Source organism: Pseudomonas sp. PSE14 (genome assembly GCF_029203285.1).
GTDB lineage: Bacteria > Pseudomonadota > Gammaproteobacteria > Pseudomonadales > Pseudomonadaceae > Pseudomonas.
Window position 1 is genome coordinate 5,711,266 of the sequence record NZ_CP115669.1, and the last position, 17,780, is coordinate 5,729,045.

Annotated in this window: 17 protein-coding genes; 10 read left to right on the plus strand and 7 right to left on the minus strand. The window is 65.5% G+C overall.

The features are described 5' to 3' along the window. Positions 1-155 precede the first annotated feature (155 nt). The 3 genes from dadR (at position 156) to O6P39_RS26130 (ending at position 3,722) form a co-directional block, all read left to right on the plus strand. The gene (gene dadR / locus O6P39_RS26120) at positions 156-644 is read left to right on the plus strand and encodes a transcriptional regulator DadR (RefSeq protein WP_015479539.1); all 489 of its coding nucleotides are present in this window, start codon (positions 156-158) and stop codon (positions 642-644) included. A gap of 136 nt (positions 645-780) precedes the next feature. Continuing rightward, positions 781-2,100, plus strand: coding sequence for an FAD-binding oxidoreductase (locus O6P39_RS26125; RefSeq protein ID WP_275609258.1), 1,320 nt, complete (start codon positions 781-783; stop codon positions 2,098-2,100). 68 nt (positions 2,101-2,168) lie between these two features. Continuing rightward, positions 2,169-3,722 (plus strand): phospholipase D family protein, encoded by a 1,554-nt coding sequence (locus O6P39_RS26130; RefSeq protein WP_275609259.1) that lies wholly within the window; start codon positions 2,169-2,171, stop codon positions 3,720-3,722. Here O6P39_RS26130 and O6P39_RS26135 read toward each other — a convergent pair. Both O6P39_RS26135 and O6P39_RS26140 read right to left on the minus strand, forming a co-directional pair. Continuing rightward, entirely contained in the window at positions 3,719-4,888 is a 1,170-nt protein-coding gene (locus O6P39_RS26135) for an MFS transporter (protein WP_275609260.1), read from the minus strand. The two genes, O6P39_RS26130 and O6P39_RS26135, sit on opposite strands and share 4 nt — an antisense overlap. 294 nt (positions 4,889-5,182) lie before the next feature. Next, positions 5,183-6,676 (minus strand): aldehyde dehydrogenase, encoded by a 1,494-nt coding sequence (locus O6P39_RS26140; protein ID WP_275609261.1) that lies wholly within the window; start codon positions 6,674-6,676, stop codon positions 5,183-5,185. A 304-nt stretch (positions 6,677-6,980) separates the two neighbouring features. Here O6P39_RS26140 and O6P39_RS26145 point away from each other — a divergent pair, with 304 nt between their 5' ends. Then, positions 6,981-7,343: a cupin domain-containing protein gene (locus O6P39_RS26145; RefSeq protein WP_152227320.1), complete on the plus strand. Its 363-nt coding sequence runs from the start codon at positions 6,981-6,983 to the stop codon at positions 7,341-7,343. Positions 7,344-7,468: 125 nt separating this feature from the next. Here O6P39_RS26145 and rpmG read toward each other — a convergent pair whose 3' ends face one another. Next, positions 7,469-7,624, minus strand: coding sequence for a 50S ribosomal protein L33 (gene rpmG / locus O6P39_RS26150; RefSeq protein WP_017520721.1), 156 nt, complete (start codon positions 7,622-7,624; stop codon positions 7,469-7,471). An 11-nt stretch (positions 7,625-7,635) separates the two neighbouring features. Further along, on the minus strand, positions 7,636-7,872 hold the full coding sequence (rpmB, locus tag O6P39_RS26155; protein WP_009614118.1) for a 50S ribosomal protein L28: 237 nt from the start codon (positions 7,870-7,872) through the stop codon (positions 7,636-7,638). 365 nt (positions 7,873-8,237) lie between these two features. Here rpmB and O6P39_RS26160 point away from each other — a divergent pair, with 365 nt between their 5' ends. After that, positions 8,238-9,809 carry an ABC transporter substrate-binding protein gene (locus O6P39_RS26160; protein ID WP_275609262.1) on the plus strand — a complete coding sequence of 524 codons (1,572 nt, stop codon included), beginning with the start codon at positions 8,238-8,240 and terminating at the stop codon, positions 9,807-9,809. Between the two features lie 23 nt (positions 9,810-9,832). Here O6P39_RS26160 and radC read toward each other — a convergent pair whose 3' ends face one another. Next, positions 9,833-10,507 carry a DNA repair protein RadC gene (radC, locus tag O6P39_RS26165; RefSeq protein ID WP_275609263.1) on the minus strand — a complete coding sequence of 225 codons (675 nt, stop codon included), beginning with the start codon at positions 10,505-10,507 and terminating at the stop codon, positions 9,833-9,835. A gap of 142 nt (positions 10,508-10,649) precedes the next feature. Between radC and coaBC the strand changes: the two genes are divergently transcribed. The 5 genes from coaBC to O6P39_RS26190 all read left to right on the plus strand — a co-directional run bounded on the left by coaBC (position 10,650) and on the right by O6P39_RS26190 (position 16,460). Beyond that, positions 10,650-11,858 (plus strand): bifunctional phosphopantothenoylcysteine decarboxylase/phosphopantothenate--cysteine ligase CoaBC, encoded by a 1,209-nt coding sequence (gene coaBC, locus O6P39_RS26170; protein ID WP_275609264.1) that lies wholly within the window; start codon positions 10,650-10,652, stop codon positions 11,856-11,858. 7 nt (positions 11,859-11,865) lie between these two features. Next, entirely contained in the window at positions 11,866-12,321 is a 456-nt protein-coding gene (dut, locus tag O6P39_RS26175; RefSeq protein ID WP_275609265.1) for a dUTP diphosphatase, read from the plus strand. Positions 12,322-12,358: 37 nt separating this feature from the next. Next, positions 12,359-14,980, plus strand: coding sequence for a phosphomannomutase/phosphoglucomutase (locus O6P39_RS26180; RefSeq protein ID WP_275609266.1), 2,622 nt, complete (start codon positions 12,359-12,361; stop codon positions 14,978-14,980). 20 nt (positions 14,981-15,000) lie between these two features. Continuing rightward, on the plus strand, positions 15,001-15,906 hold the full coding sequence (gene argB / locus O6P39_RS26185) for an acetylglutamate kinase (protein ID WP_275609267.1): 906 nt from the start codon (positions 15,001-15,003) through the stop codon (positions 15,904-15,906). A gap of 107 nt (positions 15,907-16,013) precedes the next feature. Further along, positions 16,014-16,460 carry a thioesterase family protein gene (locus tag O6P39_RS26190; protein WP_275609268.1) on the plus strand — a complete coding sequence of 149 codons (447 nt, stop codon included), beginning with the start codon at positions 16,014-16,016 and terminating at the stop codon, positions 16,458-16,460. A gap of 10 nt (positions 16,461-16,470) precedes the next feature. Here O6P39_RS26190 and O6P39_RS26195 read toward each other — a convergent pair whose 3' ends face one another. Next, the gene (locus tag O6P39_RS26195) at positions 16,471-17,040 is read right to left on the minus strand and encodes a DUF4124 domain-containing protein (protein WP_275609269.1); all 570 of its coding nucleotides are present in this window, start codon (positions 17,038-17,040) and stop codon (positions 16,471-16,473) included. Between the two features lie 67 nt (positions 17,041-17,107). Further along, on the minus strand, positions 17,108-17,749 hold the full coding sequence (gene pyrE, locus O6P39_RS26200) for an orotate phosphoribosyltransferase (RefSeq protein WP_275609270.1): 642 nt from the start codon (positions 17,747-17,749) through the stop codon (positions 17,108-17,110). Positions 17,750-17,780: the final 31 nt, after the last annotated feature.

Below are 17,780 nucleotides of genomic sequence, written 5' to 3' on the forward strand. Positions count from 1 at the left end.
TCCGGGAAAACGTCTGGCTCCGCGCCTTGCGGCGGGAGTAATAGGTGTACAGGCTGGCCAACGAGCGGCGGAAGTTCAAGCGTTGCCAGTGATATTCCCTGCGCAACCGACTATATTGCCGATATTCCCCCAAGGCCGACCTCCGAGTCATTCCGATGAGAACCCAGCATCAAAGCCGCCGCGAACTGGACAAGATCGATCGCAACATCCTGCGCATCCTGCAGGAGGAGGGTCGCATCTCCTTCACCGAACTGGGCGAGCGGGTCGGCCTCTCCACCACACCGTGCACCGAGCGGGTGCGGCGACTGGAACGCGAGGGGATCATCATGGGCTACAACGCCCGCCTCAACCCGCAGTACCTCAAGGCCAGCCTGCTGGTGTTCGTCGAGATCAGCCTGGACTACAAGTCCGGCGATACCTTCGAGGACTTCCGCCGCTCGGTGCTCAAGCTGCCCCACGTGCTGGAGTGCCACCTCGTGTCGGGCCACTTCGACTACCTGGTGAAAGCGCGCATCTCGGAAATGGCCTCCTACCGCAAGCTGCTGGGCGACATCCTGCTCAAGCTGCCGCACGTGCGCGAATCCAAGAGCTACATCGTCATGGAAGAGGTAAAAGAAAGCCTGACTCTGCCGATTCCGGATTGAATTCTGGCTGATCGCGGCAATCTGCCGAACTTTTACAACATTCAGGCTCTTTTTACGGCTCCAGCTCTTGGCGTGGCGGGAAGTCGGCGTTTATCCTGCGTAAAATTTTAACAACACAAAAATCAGGATATCGCACATGAACGCCCGCGTTCACCAGCCGGTGCACACCGACCATCACGCCCCTTCCTACTATGCCGCGAGCGCCAACCGACGCATCGAAGTGCCGCCCCTGGCCGGCGAGGAAAAGGCCGACGTGTGCATCATCGGCGGTGGCTTCTCCGGGCTGAACACCGCCATCGAGCTGGCCGAGCGCGGTCTCTCGGTGGTGCTGCTGGAGGCCCACCAGATCGGCTGGGGCGCCAGCGGGCGTAATGGCGGGCAACTGATCCGCGGTGTCGGCCACGGCGTCGAGCAGTTCGAACCGGTAATTGGCGCCGACGGCGTGCGCCAACTCAAGCTGATGGGCCTGGAAGCGGTAGAAATCGTCCGCCGCCGCGTCGAGCAATACGGCATCGACTGCGACCTGACCTGGGGCTACTGCGACCTCGCCAACAAGCCTTCCGACGTCGAAGGCTTCCAGGAAGACTTCGATGAACTGAAGGGCCTCGGCTACCGCCACGAACTGCGCATGGTCCCGAAAGAGGAAATGCGCTCCATCGTCGGCTCCGACCTCTACGTCGGCGGCATGGTAGACATGGGCTCAGGCCATCTGCACCCCCTCAACCTCGCCCTGGGCGAGGCTGCCGTGGCGCAGAGCCTGGGCGTGCGCCTGTTCGAGAACTCCAAGGTGATCACGATCGACTACGGCCGCGAAGTGCGCGTGCGCACCGCCGGTGGCAGTGTGCTCGCCAAGACCCTGGTGATCGCCTGCAACGCCTACCAGAACGGCCTGAACCCCTACCTCGACGGCAAAGTGCTGCCCGCCGGCAGCTACGTGATCGCCACCGAGCCACTCTCCGCCGAGCAGGCCCATGCCCTGCTGCCGCAGAACATGGCGGTGTGCGACCAGCGCGTGGCGCTGGACTACTACCGCCTCTCGGCCGACAACCGCCTGCTGTTCGGCGGCGCCTGCCACTATTCGGGCCGCGACCCGGCGGACATCGCGGCCTACATGCGGCCGAAGATGCTCAAGGTATTCCCACACCTGGCCAACGTGCGCATCGACTACCAGTGGGGCGGCATGATCGGCATCGGCGCCAACCGCCTGCCGCAGATCGGCCGCCTGCCCGACCAGCCCAACGTGTACTTCGCCCAGGCCTATGCCGGCCACGGGGTGAACGCCACGCACCTGGCCGGCCGGCTACTCGCCGAAGCCATCGCCGGCCAGCACAGCAACGGTTTCGAGCTGTTCGCCAAGGTTCCACACATCACCTTCCCCGGCGGCAAGCTGCTGCGTTCGCCGCTGCTGGCACTGGGCATGGCCTGGTATCGCTTCAAGGAAGCGCTCTCCAGCTGACCACCTGCAGCGAGCAACGGCTAGAATCTCCGGCAGTCCGCCCCGGGCGGCCTGTCGGAGACCCTTTCTTGCTTTCACGCCTGTTGCTGCTGGCCTTGCTGCTCCTTGGTGGTTGCGCCAGCGCGCCGCCGCCCACCCCGTCGCACACCCTCCCCGCGCAAGGGACCGCGCTGGACAGCGCAGTGCGCGAGCGCGCCGCCGCGCATCCGGGTGAGTCGGGATTCCACCTGCTGGCCTCCAGCATCGACGCCTTCCTCGCCCGCGCCGAGCTGATCCGCAAGGCCCAGCGCAGCCTCGACATCCAGTACTACATCGTCCACGACGGCCTCACCACCCGCGCGCTGATCCGCGAGCTGCTGCACGCCGCCGACCGGGGCGTGCGCGTGCGCGTGCTGATCGACGACACCAGCAGCGACGGCTGGGACTACGAGCTGGGCACCCTCGCCGCCCACCCGAACATCCAGATCCGCCTGTTCAACCCGCTGCACCTGGGCCGCAGCACCGGCATCACCCGCAACATGGGGCGCCTGCTCAATCTCTCCGAGCAACACCGGCGCATGCACAACAAGCTGTGGCTGGCGGACGACAGCGTGGCCATCGTCGGCGGCCGCAACCTGGGGGATGAGTACTTCGACGCCAAGGCCGAGATGAACTTCAGCGACCTCGACCTGCTCGGTGTCGGGCCGATCGCTCAGTCGCTCGGGCTGAGCTTCGACCAGTACTGGAACAGCGCCCTGAGCCGCCCCATCGATGACTACCTGTGGGACCGGCCGGACAAGGTCGAGCTGGACCGCATGAGGCGCCGGCTCGACCGCTACCTGGAGCGCGCGCGGGTCAAACGCTCTGGCTACATCGCGCGGCTCAACCGCAACAGCAACCGGCCACACCTGGACAACTGGCTGGACGACCTGGTGTGGGCGCCGTCCCGCGCCATCTGGGACGACCCGCTGAAGGTGCTCAACCAGAACGAGCCCAGGCCCGGCCAGATGCTGAGCACCCAGCTCGAACCGCTGTTCGACGGGGTGTCTCACGAGCTGATACTGGTCTCGGCGTACTTCGTGCCCACCCGCGCCGGGCTCGACTATCTGACCCGACGCGCCGACCAGGGCGTCAGCGTGCGCCTGCTGACCAACTCGCTGGAAGCTACCGACGTACCCGCCGTGCATGCCGGTTATGCGCCGTATCGCATGGCCCTGCTGGAACACGGGGTGAAGCTCTACGAGCTGCGCGCCCAACCGGACCGGCGCATCGACGGCGCGCCCTGGATGGTGCGCGGCTCCAGCAGCGCCAGCCTGCACAGCAAGGCGGCGGTTTTCGATCGCCGGCAGGTGTTCGTCGGCTCGCTGAATTTCGACCCGCGCTCGGTACTGTGGAACACCGAGGTCGGGGTCATCGTCGACAGTCCGGAGCTCGCCGAACAGGTGCGTAGCCTGGCGCTGGCCGGCATGTCGCCGAACGTCAGCTACCAGGTGAAGATCGACCGCAACAGCAGTCCGCCCCGCCTGGTCTGGGTCAACGAGCGCGACGGCGAGCGCCATACCCGGCACCACGAGCCGGGCAGCCTGTGGCGCCGCTTCAATGCCTGGATCGCCGGCGCCATCGGGCTGGAGAAGATGCTCTAGGAGCGCTCCTGCTGCAGCTCGGCGTCGGTCGCCTGCATCACCGGCGGCAGGCCGCGGAAGGACACCAGCACGACGAAACCCGCCGCCCCCAGCGCCATCACCATCGGCAGCGCATGACCGCTGATCCACTGGCTGGCGGCGCCCGTGGCCAGCGGGCCGATCAGGCAGCCGATGCCCCAGAGCTGGGCGATGTGGGCATTGGCGCGCACCAGGGCGTCGTCCCGGTAGCGCTCGCCGATGAGAATCAGCGACAGGGTGAACAGCCCGCCGGCACTGGCACCAAACAACACAAGAACTGGCCAGATCGCCGGGCTGTGCAGCAGCAGCGGAATGCCCAGGCTGCTGGCCAGCAGCACCGTGCCGCAGCCCTTGAACAGCGTCTGCCGGGAGATGCGGTCGGCCAGCCAGCCAATCGGCAATTGCAACAGCGCATCGCCGACCACCACCGTGCTGACCATCGCCAGCGCCACCGCCTGGGTGAAGCCCTGTTGCACGCCGTAGACCGGCAGCAGAGTGAGGATCATCGCCTCGAAGCCGGCGAACAGCACCACCGCCCAGGCGATCGCCGGCAGCTTGGCGCAGAAGCCGAACAGCCCGCGCCCGGAGGCACTGTGCGGGTCGACCTTGGGCGCGCCGCCACGACCCAGCAACAGCAGGGAACCGCCGACCAGCAGGCACACGGCGAACCAGAAGCCGCGGTCGTCGGCGGTACCGATGAAGGTCAGCAGCACCGGACCGGACAGCTGGCTCAGCGCATAGCCAGTGCCATACAGGGCGACCAGGCGACCGCGCCATTTCTCGACGGCCAGCTGATTGATCCAGCTCTCGCCGAGGATGAACACCACGGTCAGTTGCACACCGATCAGCAGGCGCAGGACCAGCCAGATCGGATAGCTCTGCAGCAGCGCCAGCAGGCCGACCGAGAAGGCACCCGAAATCAGGCACAACTGCATCAGCCGCGGCGTACCGAAACGCGCCGCGAGCCGGCCGGCGAGCATGGCGCCGAGCAGCACACCGGCGGCGGGCGTCGCCGCCATCACGCCGATGGCGAAGCTGCCGTAGCCCCATCCATCGAGGCGCAGCGATACCAGTGGCATGGTCAATCCGAGGGCCAGGCCGATGCTGATGACCGACAGGCAGACCGCAGAATAAGCACCCCAACGCATTGTCTTTCTCCTGTTCCATCCGGAGCGCACTCCGGGCCAGTGAAGACGCCCGATGCGCAATGCAAAACGGCCGGGCTTCCCAAAGGAAACCCGGCCGCAGGTTTGGCTCTTGTCAGAGCGGCCCCGAGCGGGGCCGACCTAAAAACTTTGAATCGCCAAGTTCGCCACGGAGGGCGCGAGCTAGAGCCAGGCAAGGCGAGAGCGAATTTTGGTGCGGAGTTTACTTCTGTAAATGAGCAGCCAAAATTCGTTCTCAACGCAGCATGGCCGACGCGCAGCCCCTACGAACCGTCCTTAGAGTTTGATCCAGGTGGCTTTCAGTTCAGTGTACTTGTCGAACGCGTGCAGCGACTTGTCGCGGCCGTTGCCGGACTGCTTGAAGCCACCGAACGGAGCGGTCATGTCGCCACCGTCGTACTGGTTCACCCACACGCTGCCGGCGCGCAGCGCCTTGGCGGTCAGGTGCGCCTTGGACAGGTCGCTGGTCCATACCGCAGCGGCCAGGCCGTACGGAGTGTCGTTGGCGATGCGTACGGCTTCCTCGGCATCGGTGAACTCGATGACCGACAGCACCGGGCCGAAGATCTCTTCACGGGCGATGCGCATGGCGTTGGTCACGCCGTCGAAGATGGTCGGCTCGACGTAGGTGCCGCCGGTCTCTTCCAGGGTGCGCTTGCCGCCGGCCACCAGCTTGGCGCCGTCGTCGTGGCCCGCCTGGATGTAGCTCAGCACGTTGTTCATCTGGGTGGTGTCGACCAGCGCACCGACGTTGGTTTCCGGGTCCAGCGGGTTGCCCGGCTTCCAGGCCTTGATGGCTTCGACGACCATCGGCACGAACTCGGCCTTGATCGACTTTTCCACCAGCAGGCGGGAGCCGGCGGTGCAGACTTCGCCCTGGTTGAAGGCGATGGCGCTGGCGGCGGCTTCGGCGGCGGCCTTCAGGTCCGGCGCGTCAGCGAAGACGATGTTCGGGCTCTTGCCGCCGGCTTCCAGCCAGACGCGCTTCATGTTCGATTCGCCGGCGTAGACCATCAGCTGCTTGGCGATCTTGGTCGAACCGGTGAACACCAGGGTGTCGACGTCCATGTGCAGGGCCAGGGCCTTGCCCACGGTGTGGCCGAAGCCCGGCAGGACGTTGAACACGCCTTTCGGGATACCGGCCTCGATGGCCAACTGGGCGATGCGGATGCCGGTCAGCGGGGACTTCTCGGAGGGCTTGAGGATCACCGAGTTACCGGTGGACAGCGCCGGGCCGAGTTTCCAGCAGGTCATCAGCAGGGGGAAGTTCCACGGCACGATGGCAGCGACCACGCCCACCGGCTCGCGGGTCACCAGACCCAGTTCGTTGTGGGCGGTGGCGGCGACTTCGTCGTAGATCTTGTCGATCGCTTCACCGCTCCAGCGCAGGCTGTTGGCGGCGCTGTTCACGTCGATGCTCAGCGAGTCGCTGATCGGCTTGCCCATGTCCAGGGTTTCCAGCAGGGCGAGTTCTTCGGCGTTCGCAAGCAGCAGCTCGGAGAAGCGGATCATCACCTTCTTGCGCTGGGCCGGCGCCATGCGCGACCACACGCCGGAGTCGAAGGCGGCACGGGCAACCTGCACGGCACGTTCGGCATCGGCGAGGTCACAGCTGGCGACCTTGGTCAGGAAGCGGCCGTCCACCGGGCTGATGCAATCGAAGGTGTCGCCGGAGACGGCGGCGACGTATTCACCGTTGATGAAGGCGCGGCCTTCGATCTTCAGATCCTTGGCGCGAGCTTCCCAATCGGCGCGAGTGAGGGTACCCATGACAACGTGTCCTCTTATTAATGTACTTATCTAAGGTCCAGGCGCCCGGTGCGGGCGCGCTGTCAAATATTCCGCAAGGCGGAGCAAACGCATGCTGTCCGCCACCCTAAACCGGAGGGCGGTAATTTTCAATATTTTTTACACTAGACGGCAAAACAGCCTTGTCACGTTCGTTTTATTAAACATAGACTCCCCTCTGATCGGTGCTGGAAGGTCTTTCATAGTCGGCACCGAACGGAATATCCAACGGCGCCCACCGTGCAGGCGCCTCGCTCGCCAACAACACACAAGAATCGAGACCGTCATGAAAGTCGATCAGATCGTCGATTTCGCCCAGGCCACCACCGCCCCGGAACACTACCGCCCCGCTCCCGAGCGCATCATCAAGGGCGATCCGGCGCAGAACGTGCGCAACCACTACGCCAGCCCCTGCGGCCAGTTCAACGTCGGCATCTGGGAAGGTGAGCCGGGCCACTGGAATGTCAGCTACACCGAGCACGAATACTGCGAGATCCTCCAGGGCGTGTCGGTGATCCGCGACGCCGACGGCGGCGCCAAGACAGTGCGCGTGGGCGACCGCTTCGTCATTCCGGCCGGCTTCAGCGGCACCTGGGAAGTGCTGGAGCCCTGCCGCAAGGTCTACGTGATCTTCGAGCAGAAGGCCTGATCGGCCAGATGTGAAAAAGCCCGCCAATCGGCGGGCTTTTTTGTGCCCGCCGCCCGGATGGGCAAACTGCGGGCAAGAAAAAACCCGCCACGAGGGGCGGGTTTCTTCACAAGGGCGAAGATCAATTACTTGATCTTGGCTTCCTTGTAGATCACGTGCTTGCGAACAACCGGATCGTATTTCTTGATCTCGATTTTCTCAGGCTTGGTACGCTTGTTCTTGTCGGTGGTGTAGAAGTGGCCGGTACCGGCGCTGGACACCAGACGGATCAGTTCGCGCATGACGGTGCTCCTTAGAATTTTTCGCCGCGGGCGCGCAGGTCGTTCAGAACGGCCTCGATGCCACGCTTGTCGATGATACGCATGCCTTTGGCAGAAACGCGCAGACGCACGAAGCGCTTCTCGGACTCAACCCAGAAACGGTGGTGCTGCAGGTTCGGCAGGAAACGGCGGCGGGTTTTGTTGTGTGCGTGGGAAATGTTGTTCCCGGTAACCGGACCCTTACCGGTCACTTGGCAAACTCTCGACATGGCTCAGCCCTCTGTAAACCACATGCCAAACCCGGCATGGGTTGGCTGCTTAACTCAATTGGATTCTCAGTTTCACCGGGGTCTTAACTGCCACATCGCCGCGATCGGGTCGCAAGATCAGAGCAGGGCCCCAGAAAAGAGCGCAGCTTTATATCAGAAAGACACTTCGCGCTGCAAGGGCGAGCACCACTCCGGGAAGCGGACGCCAGCCCCCGTGGGGCATGGCACTGCTGCCGTTCGTCGCCTGTCATCGTTGTGACGGGCGGCGGCTTGGTCTAGGGTAGCTCCTTCGAGGCTGCCATCAGCCTTGCATGACCCGCCCAGCCTCGCGGATGGGCATCTTGCCAGCTCACACGGAGTCCGTCATGCGTCTCGCCCTGCTTGCCCTGCTGATTGCCCCGGCCTTTGCCAGCGCCGCCTCGCTGAGCGTCTGCACCGAAGCCAGCCCCGAAGGTTTCGATGTGGTCCAGTACAACTCGCTGACCACCACCAACGCCTCGGCCGACGTGCTGATGAACCGCCTGGTGGACTTCGACGCCCGCCGCGGCGAACTGGTCCCGAGCCTGGCCGAGCGCTGGACGGTCTCCGCCGATGGCCTGACCTATGACTTCCAGCTGCGCGACGCGGTGACGTTCCATCACACCGACTACTTCAAGCCCAGCCGCGCGCTGGATGCCGACGACGTGGTGTTCAGCTTCCAGCGCATGCTCGACCCCACGCAGCCCTGGCACAAGGTGGCGCAAAGCGGCTTCCCCCACGCCCAGTCGATGCAACTGCCAAGCCTGGTGAAAGCGGTGGAGAAGGTCGACGCCCACCACGTGCGCTTCACCCTGAACCACCCGGATGCCACCTTCCTGCCGATGCTGAGCATGGGGTTCGCCTCTATTTATTCCGCCGAGTACGCCGACCAGTTGATGAAGGCCGGCACGCCGGAGAAGCTCAACGCCCAGCCGATCGGCACCGGCCCCTTCGTCTTCAAGCGCTTCCAGAAGGACGCCGTGGTGCGTTACGCCGCCAACGCCGAATACTTCGGCGGCAAGCCGGCGGTGGATAACCTGGTGTTCGCCATCACCCCGGACGCCGCCGTGCGCATCCAGAAACTCAAGCAGGGCGAATGCCAGATCGCCCTGTCGCCCAAGCCGGTGGACGTCGAGGCGGCCGCCAAGACCGCTGACCTGAAGGTGGTGCAGACCCCGGCCTTCATGACCGCCTTCGTCGGCATCAACAGCCAGCATGCGCCGCTGGATAACTCCAAGGTCCGCCAGGCGATCAACCTCGCCTTCGACAAGCGCAGCTACCTGCAGGCAGTCTTCGCCGGCAGCGCCACCCCCGCCGACGGCGTCTACCCGCCGAACACCTGGAGCTACGCCAAGGACATCCCCGGCTACCCGTACGCTCCGGACCAGGCCCGTGCCCTGCTGGCCGAGGCCGGGCTGAAGGACGGCTTCAAGACCACGATCTGGACCCGCCCCTCTGGCAGCCTGCTCAACCCCAACCCCAGCACCGGTGCGCAACTGCTGCAGTCGGACCTGGCGAAGGTCGGCATCCAGGCGGAAATCCGCGTGATCGAATGGGGCGAGCTGATCCGCCGCGCCAAGGCCGGCGAGCATGACCTGCTGTTCATGGGCTGGGCCGGCGACAATGGCGACCCGGACAACTTCCTCACCCCGCAATTCTCCTGCGCCAGCGTCAAGTCCGGGCTCAATTTCGCCCGTTACTGCGACGAGAAGCTCGACGGCCTGATCAGCCAGGGCAAGACGCTGGCCGACCAGGCCAAGCGCAGCGAGCTGTATCACCAGGCGCAGCAGATCATCCACGACCAGGCGCTGTGGCTGCCGCTGGCCCACCCGACGGCCTCGGCGATCATCCGCAAGGACGTGAAGGGTTATGCGGTGAGCCCGTTCGGCCGCCAGGACTACTCCAGGATCACCTTCTGACCACTTGAGTCGAGTACGGCGGGCTACAGCCAACCGTACTCGGCCATCGACAGCGGCTCACCATCGCCGACGATGAAGTGATCGAGCACGCGCACGTCGATCAGCGCCAGCGCATCGATGATGCGCCGGGTCAGCAGGCGGTCGGACTGGCTCGGCTCGCAGATGCCCGAGGGATGGTTGTGGGTGAGGATCAGCGCAGCCGCATTGTGCGCCAACGCGCGCTTCACGATCTGCCGGGGATAGACGCTGGCGCTGTCGATGGAGCCGTGGAACAGCACCTCGAAGCTCAGCACCCGGTGCCGGTTGTCCATGAACAGGCAGGCGAACACCTCATGGGGCTCGTGGCGTAGCCGCGCCTTTAGGAAATCGCGCACCGCCTGCGGGCTTTCCAGGGCCGAGTCGCGGCTAAGCTGCTCGGCGAGGTGGCGCCGGGCGATTTCCAGCACGGCCTGCAACTGCACAAACTTGGCGACGCCCAGGCCCAAGTGGCTGCAGAACGACTCAAGATCGGCCTCCAGCAGCGCGCGCAGGCTGCCGAACTCACCCAGCAGCCGCCGCGCCAGGTCGACGGCGCTGCACCCGGCCACGCCGGTACGCAGGAAGATGGCCAACAGCTCGGCGTCGCTCAGGCTCGCCGCCCCTCGTTCGAGGAGTTTCTCCCGCGGGCGCTCCGCCGCGGGCCAATCACGAATGCTCACTAGACCTCCCAGTCACGCCAGCCCGCTGTTCCCATGCGGGCGCTGTGATATCTTACCCCCCTCGCTTCGCGCAGCCGGGGGCCTGGGGAGGCGTCGCCGGCTTCAGCGCGCGTCATCCATTTCCGTAAATCAAGGCTGACCTATGCAGCGGCTCTATCGTAAACGCATCGTCCTGGGCGTCGGCGGCGGCATCGCTGCCTACAAGAGCGCCGAACTGGTTCGCCGCCTGCGCGATCAGGGCGCCGAGGTGCGTGTCGTGATGACCCAGGGCGGCCGCGAGTTCATCACCCCGCTTACCCTCCAGGCGCTGTCCGGCCATCCGGTGCACCTGGACCTGCTCGACCCCGCAGCAGAAGCGGCCATGGGCCATATCGAGCTGGCCCGCTGGGCCGACCTGGTGCTGATCGCCCCGGCCACCGCCGACCTGATGGCGCGCCTGGCCCAGGGCATCGCCAACGACCTGCTGACCACCCTGGTGCTCGCCACCGACGCGCAGATCGCCCTCGCCCCGGCCATGAACCAGGCCATGTGGCGCGACCCGGCCACCCAGGTGAATGCCGAACTGCTGCGCTCGCGCGGTCTGCACTTCTTCGGCCCCGCCGCCGGCAGCCAGGCCTGCGGCGATGTCGGCCCCGGCCGCATGCTGGAAGCCGAAGAGCTGGCACAACGCGCCGCCGACTGCTTCGAATTCAAGGACCTGACCGGCCAGCACGTACTGATCACCGCAGGCCCCACCCAGGAAAACATCGACCCGGTGCGCTACATCACCAACCACAGCTCCGGAAAGATGGGCTTCGCCCTGGCCGAAGCCGCGGCCGAAGCCGGTGCCCGCGTGACCCTGGTGACCGGTCCGGTGCACCTGCCCACGCCCGACCGGGTCAACCGCGTCGACGTGGTCAGCGCCCGCGACATGCTCGCCGCCTGCGAGGCCGCGATGCCGGCGGACATCCTGATCGCCGCCGCCGCCGTGGCCGACTACCGCCCGGAAGTGGTCGCGTCGCAGAAGCTCAAGAAAGACCCCACCAAAGGCGACGGCCTGCTGTTGCAGCTGGTACGCAACCCGGACATCCTCGCCACCCTCGCGCAGCGCAGCGACCGCCCGTTCAGCGTCGGCTTCGCCGCCGAGACCGAGAACCTGCTCGAGTACGCCTCGCGCAAGCTCAAGGACAAGAATCTCGACCTGATCGTGGCCAACGACGTGGCGAATCCGTCGATCGGCTTCAACAGTGAAGAGAACGCCATCACGGTCATCGACCGCGGGCTGCACGAAACTGCGTTCGCCCAGACCAGCAAGGGCAAGATCGCCCGCCAGCTGATCGCCTTCATCGCTGACCGCACCAAACGACACTGAGAACTCAATGCACTCTCTGCAAGCCAAGATCCTCGACCCCCGCCTGGGCAACGAATTCCCGTTGCCGCAGTACGCCACCCCGGGTTCCGCCGGCCTCGACCTGCGCGCCATGCTCAAGGAAGACCTGGTCCTCGAACCGGGCCAGACCGTGCTGATCCCCAGCGGCCTGTCGATCTACATCGCCGATCCGGGCCTGGCCGCGATGATCCTGCCGCGCTCGGGCCTGGGCCATAAGCACGGCATCGTGCTGGGTAACCTGGTCGGACTGATCGATTCGGACTACCAGGGCGAGCTGATGGTCTCCTGCTGGAACCGCGGCCAGAGCGCCTTCAACATCGCCGTGGGCGAGCGCATCGCGCAACTGGTGCTGGTGCCGGTGGTGCAGGCGCACTTCGAGCTGGTCGAAACCTTCGACGAAACCCAGCGCGGCGCCGGCGGTTTCGGACATTCGGGCAGCCACTGATCGCTCACTTCAGGATGAATCGCCGAGGAGACGTTGCATGAAACTTTTCCAACGCACCGCCAAGGACGCAGGTGACCTGCCGGAGATCGTACCGGCAGGCAAGGCCAGCAAGCGCGCGCCCGCCGCCGCAAAGGTCGATCTGAAGCCCCTGGTGCCCGCGATAGGCGCCACCGCTGCCGGTGTCGCCGCCGCTGGCGCCCTGCTCTGGTTCAGCCTGTTCGGCAGTGCCGAGCAGGTTCATCGCCAGCAACTGGCCAGCGCCTGGTCGGAAAACCAGGCCGGCGCCCTGCGCCAATCGCTGAATCAGCTGGCCGCCGACAGTCGCACCATCGCCGGCAACCCGGAGCTGCTGCCGACGCTGCAGAGCAATGACCCCACCCGCATCGCCGCGCTGGAAAAAGCCCTCGCACAATGGCGTCTGGACGGCCTGGTGGACGTCCACCTGAACGCCAACGGCCAGGCCGCGCAGGACAGCCAGCGCCCCGGCCCGCTCAACTACGCGGTGCTGGACATGCTGCACCGCGTCGAAAGTGGCCAGGTGGTCGCCCCGGAGGCCTACAAGGTCGGTCAGCGCTGGCTCCTCTACAGCGCCACCGCACTGCGCGCCGCGGACAACTCGATCCAGGGCAGCCTGCTGCTGGTGTTCGATCTGCAACGCCTGCTCAATGGCCTGCCATCGATGCCCGCCGATGTCGGCCAACTGCAACTGGCCCAGCAATTCGGCAATTCGCCGGCGCAAGTGCTGCTGCAGTCCGGCCAGGCCGCCGACGCTCCAGCGCAACCGCTCAGTAGCGGCAATCCGAACTGGAAGCTCAGCTTCACCGCAGGCCCGGCCCTGGTCGCACCGCTCTACTCCCCCGTCCTGCTCGGTCTCGCCGCCCTGCTCGCCCTGGCCGGCTCGCTGCTCGGCGCCTATCTCGCGCAGAGCGGCCTGCAGCGCCGTGTGAACAAGGACGCCCAGACCCTCGGCCAGTTCGCTCAGGAACTCGCCGGCCAACGCACTGCCAAAGTTCCTGAGCTGAGCCTGCCAAGTCTGCAGGCCGTAGCTCAGGCGCTGGCCCGCCAACCACGTCGCAAAGCCGAAACCCCCGGTGCCAGCAGCGCCGACGCTCCCGCCCAACCGGCCCCCGTGGCCACCCCGGCGCGCGCCCCGGCTGCTGCCACCGAGACGCCATTGGTCGACCCGCAATTCCAGAGCACCGACATTCTGGATATCGACATACTTGATGAAGACCAGGACCTCCTGGGATTGGAGCAAACCACCGCTATGAGCACGCCTAAAGCCCCGCAACTGCCCGCCAGTATCTTCCGCGCCTACGACATCCGTGGCGTGGTCGGCGATACCCTGACCGCCGAGACCGCCTACTGGGTGGGTCGAGCCATCGGCTCCGAGAGCCTGGCGCGCGGCGAACCGAACGTCAGCGTCGGCCGCGATGGCCGCCTGTCCGGTCCCGAGCTGGTGCAGCAACTGATCCAGGGCCTGCTCGATTGCGGCTGCAACGTCACCGACATCGGCATGGTGCCGACCCCGGTGCTGTACTACGCGGCCAACGTCCTGGAAGGCAAGTCGGGCGTGATGCTCACCGGCAGCCACAACCCGCCGAACTACAACGGCTTCAAGATCGTCGTCGCCGGCGAAACCCTGGCCAACGAACAGATCCAGGCCCTGCGCGAGCGCATCGAGAAGAACGACCTGGCCACCGGCGTGGGCAGCGTGCAGCAACTCGACATCCTGCCGCGCTACTTCCAGCAGATTCGCGATGACATCGCCGTGGCCAAGCCGCTGAAAGTGGTGGTGGACTGCGGCAACGGCGTGGCCGGCGTGATCGCCCCGCAGCTGATCGAAGCCCTGGGCTGCACCGTGATCCCGCTGTACTGCGACGTCGACGGCACCTTCCCCAACCACCACCCGGACCCGGGCAAGCCCGAAAACCTGGAAGACCTGATCGCCAAGGTCAAGGAAACCGGCGCCGACATCGGCCTGGCCTTCGACGGCGATGGCGACCGTGTGGGCGTGGTGACCAACGAAGGTACCATCATCTACCCGGACCGCCTGCTGATGCTGTTCGCCAAGGACGTGGTCTCGCGCAACCCAGGCGCCGACATCATCTTCGACGTGAAATGCACCCGTCGCCTGATCTCGCTGATCAGCGGCTACGGCGGCCGTCCGGTGATGTGGAAGACCGGTCACTCGCTGATCAAGAAGAAGATGAAGGAAACCGGCGCCCTGCTCGCCGGCGAGATGAGCGGCCACATCTTCTTCAAGGAGCGCTGGTTCGGCTTCGACGACGGCATCTACAGCGCCGCGCGCCTGCTGGAAATCATCAGCCAGGACAAGCGTGACGCCGAGCGCGTGTTCTCCGCCTTCCCGCTGGACATCTCCACCCCGGAAATCAACATCACCGTCACCGACGAGGGCAAGTTCGCCCTGATCGAGGCGCTGCAGGCCCGCGGCCAGTGGGGCGAAGCCAACCTCACCACCCTCGACGGCGTGCGCGTGGATTACCCTAAAGGCTGGGGCCTGGTACGCGCCTCCAACACCACGCCGGTGCTGGTGCTGCGCTTCGAGGCGGACACCCAGGACGAACTGGAACGCATCAAGGACGTGTTCCGCACCCAGCTGAAAGCGGTCGACCCCGCCCTCAGCCTGCCCTTTTGACCTATTTGCCGGAGCCCACCATGACCCAGAGCCGCGATGACGCCGCCCAGGTTGCCCGCGTCCTTGCCGAAGCCCTGCCCTATATCCGCCGGTTCGTCGGCAAGACGCTGGTGATCAAGTACGGCGGCAACGCCATGGAAACGGACGAGCTGAAGAACAGCTTCGCCCGCGACGTGGTGCTGATGAAAGCCGTCGGCATCAACCCGGTGGTGGTTCATGGTGGCGGGCCGCAGATCGGTGACCTGCTCAGCCGCCTGTCGATCGAGAGCCACTTCATCGATGGCATGCGCGTCACCGACGCGCAGACCATGGACGTGGTGGAGATGGTCCTCGGCGGCCAGGTGAACAAGGACATCGTCAACCTGATCAACCGTCATGGCGGCAGCGCCATCGGCCTGACCGGCAAGGACGCCGAGCTGATCCGCGCGAAGAAGCTCACCGTCACCCGCCAGACGCCGGAAATGACCACGCCGGAAATCATCGACATCGGCCACGTGGGCGAAGTCACCGGGGTCAACGTCGACCTGCTGAACATGCTGGTGCAGGGCGACTTCATCCCGGTCATCGCGCCGATCGGCGTCGGCGCCAACGGCGAGTCCTACAACATCAACGCTGACCTGGTGGCCGGCAAGGTGGCCGAGGCGCTGAAGGCCGAGAAGCTGATGCTGCTCACCAACATCGCCGGCCTGATGGACAAGCAGGGCCAGGTGCTCACCGGCCTGACCACCGAGCAGGTCAACGCACTGATCGCCGACGGCACCATCTACGGCGGCATGCTGCCGAAGATCCGCTGTGCCCTGGAAGCGGTGCAGGGCGGCGTGACCAGCGCGCACATCATCGATGGCCGCGTGCCCAACGCCGTACTGCTGGAGATCTTCACCGACAGCGGCGTCGGCACCCTGATCACCAACCGCAAGCACCACTGATCAAGACACCCGCCAGGAGCGATCCTCGCGGGTGTTTTTCTGCCTGTTCGAGGCCTCATCAGACGCCAATACCCAGCCTCGAACAGGTCTTCAGGAGTTTGTCTGACATGGCCGCGTCTCCCGTTTCACGCAACGATTTCAGCTTCTTCCACGGCCTGCGCGTGCGCTGGTCGGAGGTCGACCCGCAAGGGATCGTCTTCAACGGCAACTACCTGACCTACGCCGACGTCGCCACCACCGAGTACTACCGCCACCTGGGCGTGAGCTACCCAGCCGACCTGCTGCGCGGCGGCGGCGATCTGTTCGCGGTGAAAACCACCCTGGAATACCTGGCGCCGGCGCACTTCGACGACTGGCTGGAGCTGGGTGTGCGAGTGAGCCGCCTGGGCCGCAGCAGCCTGACTTTCCAGCTAGGAATCTGGTGCGACGAGCAGCTGCTGACGCTGGGTGAACTGATCTACGCCTATGCCGGCGAGGACCGCACCAGCCAGCCCTTGCCGGACTGGTTGCGCGGGAAGATCAACGAATTCGAACGGTGTACGCCGCAGCAGTGAGCCGCAAGGCTCAGTGGGAAGCGCCGAGCAATTGCGCCACCCGCGCGCGGTCGGCGGCAAAGCTGGCGATAGCCTGTTCGCGCAGTTGCTGATAGCGGTTGATGTCCTGCTCCAGGCGCTTTTCCTCATCGCGCAGGTCGGACAACTGGGCCTCCAGCTCGGCCGGCACCTGGCGGCCGGCACGCTCCTGGTCGGCGGCCCGCGCCTGCAGGGTGGCATGCTGCGACTTGAGCGCCTGCAGGTTGCCCTTGGACACGCTGGACAAGGCGTCCAGCTCCGTCAGTTTGCGGTCACGGGCGAGATCCACATCCTTCACGCTGGTGTACAGACGCAGCAGCTGCGCGTCGGAATTGGCGCGCGCGGCATCGGCCTTGCGCTGCTGGATCTCGGCGGGCGTCGGCGCCGGCGGTACCACACGGATCACGCGGCCCTGATCGTTGAGCACCTCGTAGCCCTTGCCAATGTATTCCGACGGCACGCCCTGGCGGTCGATGACAATCCCGCCCTTGTCGTCGACGTAGCGATACAGCTCGACCGAAGAGCCCTTGGGCTCCACGGCCAGCGCCTGGGTCGCAAGCATGGCTCCCAGAAGTCCGATCAATACCCTCAAAGCACCCTGCTCGGCCATGCCCGACACCTTGTTCCGGTTAGATACCGTACTGCGCGCGATACGCCTCGACAGCAGCCAGGTGCTGTTTCAGCTGTGCATCACCTGCAAGATATTCCAGCACTTGCTCCAGCGACACAATGCTGACGACCGGGATGGAGAAGTCGCGCTCGACCTCCTGGATCGCCGACAGCTCGCCCTTGCCGCGTTCCTGGCGGTTCAGCGCGATCAGTACGCCGGCCGCCTGGGCGCCCTGTGCGTCGATGATCTGCATGACCTCGCGGATGGCGGTGCCAGCGGTGATCACGTCATCGATGATCAGCGCGCGGCCGGTCAGCGGAGCGCCGACCAGGGTGCCGCCCTCGCCGTGATCCTTGGCTTCCTTGCGGTTGAAGCACCAGGGCAGGTCGCGGCCGTGCTGTTCGGCCAGGGCGATGGCGGTTGCGGCCGCCAGCGGGATGCCTTTATAGGCCGGACCGAACAGCACATCGAAGGAGATGCCGCTGTCGACCACCGCGCTGGCGTAGAAACGCCCCAGCTGGGCCAGCGCCACGCCCGTGTTGAACAGGCCGGCGTTGAAGAAATAGGGACTGGTGCGCCCGGATTTGAGGGTGAATTCGCCGAAGCGCAGTACGCCGCGCTCGATGGCGAAGCGGATGAAATCGCGTTGATATGCCTGCATAGGAGAGAACCGGCCGGTATGAATTTAGCTA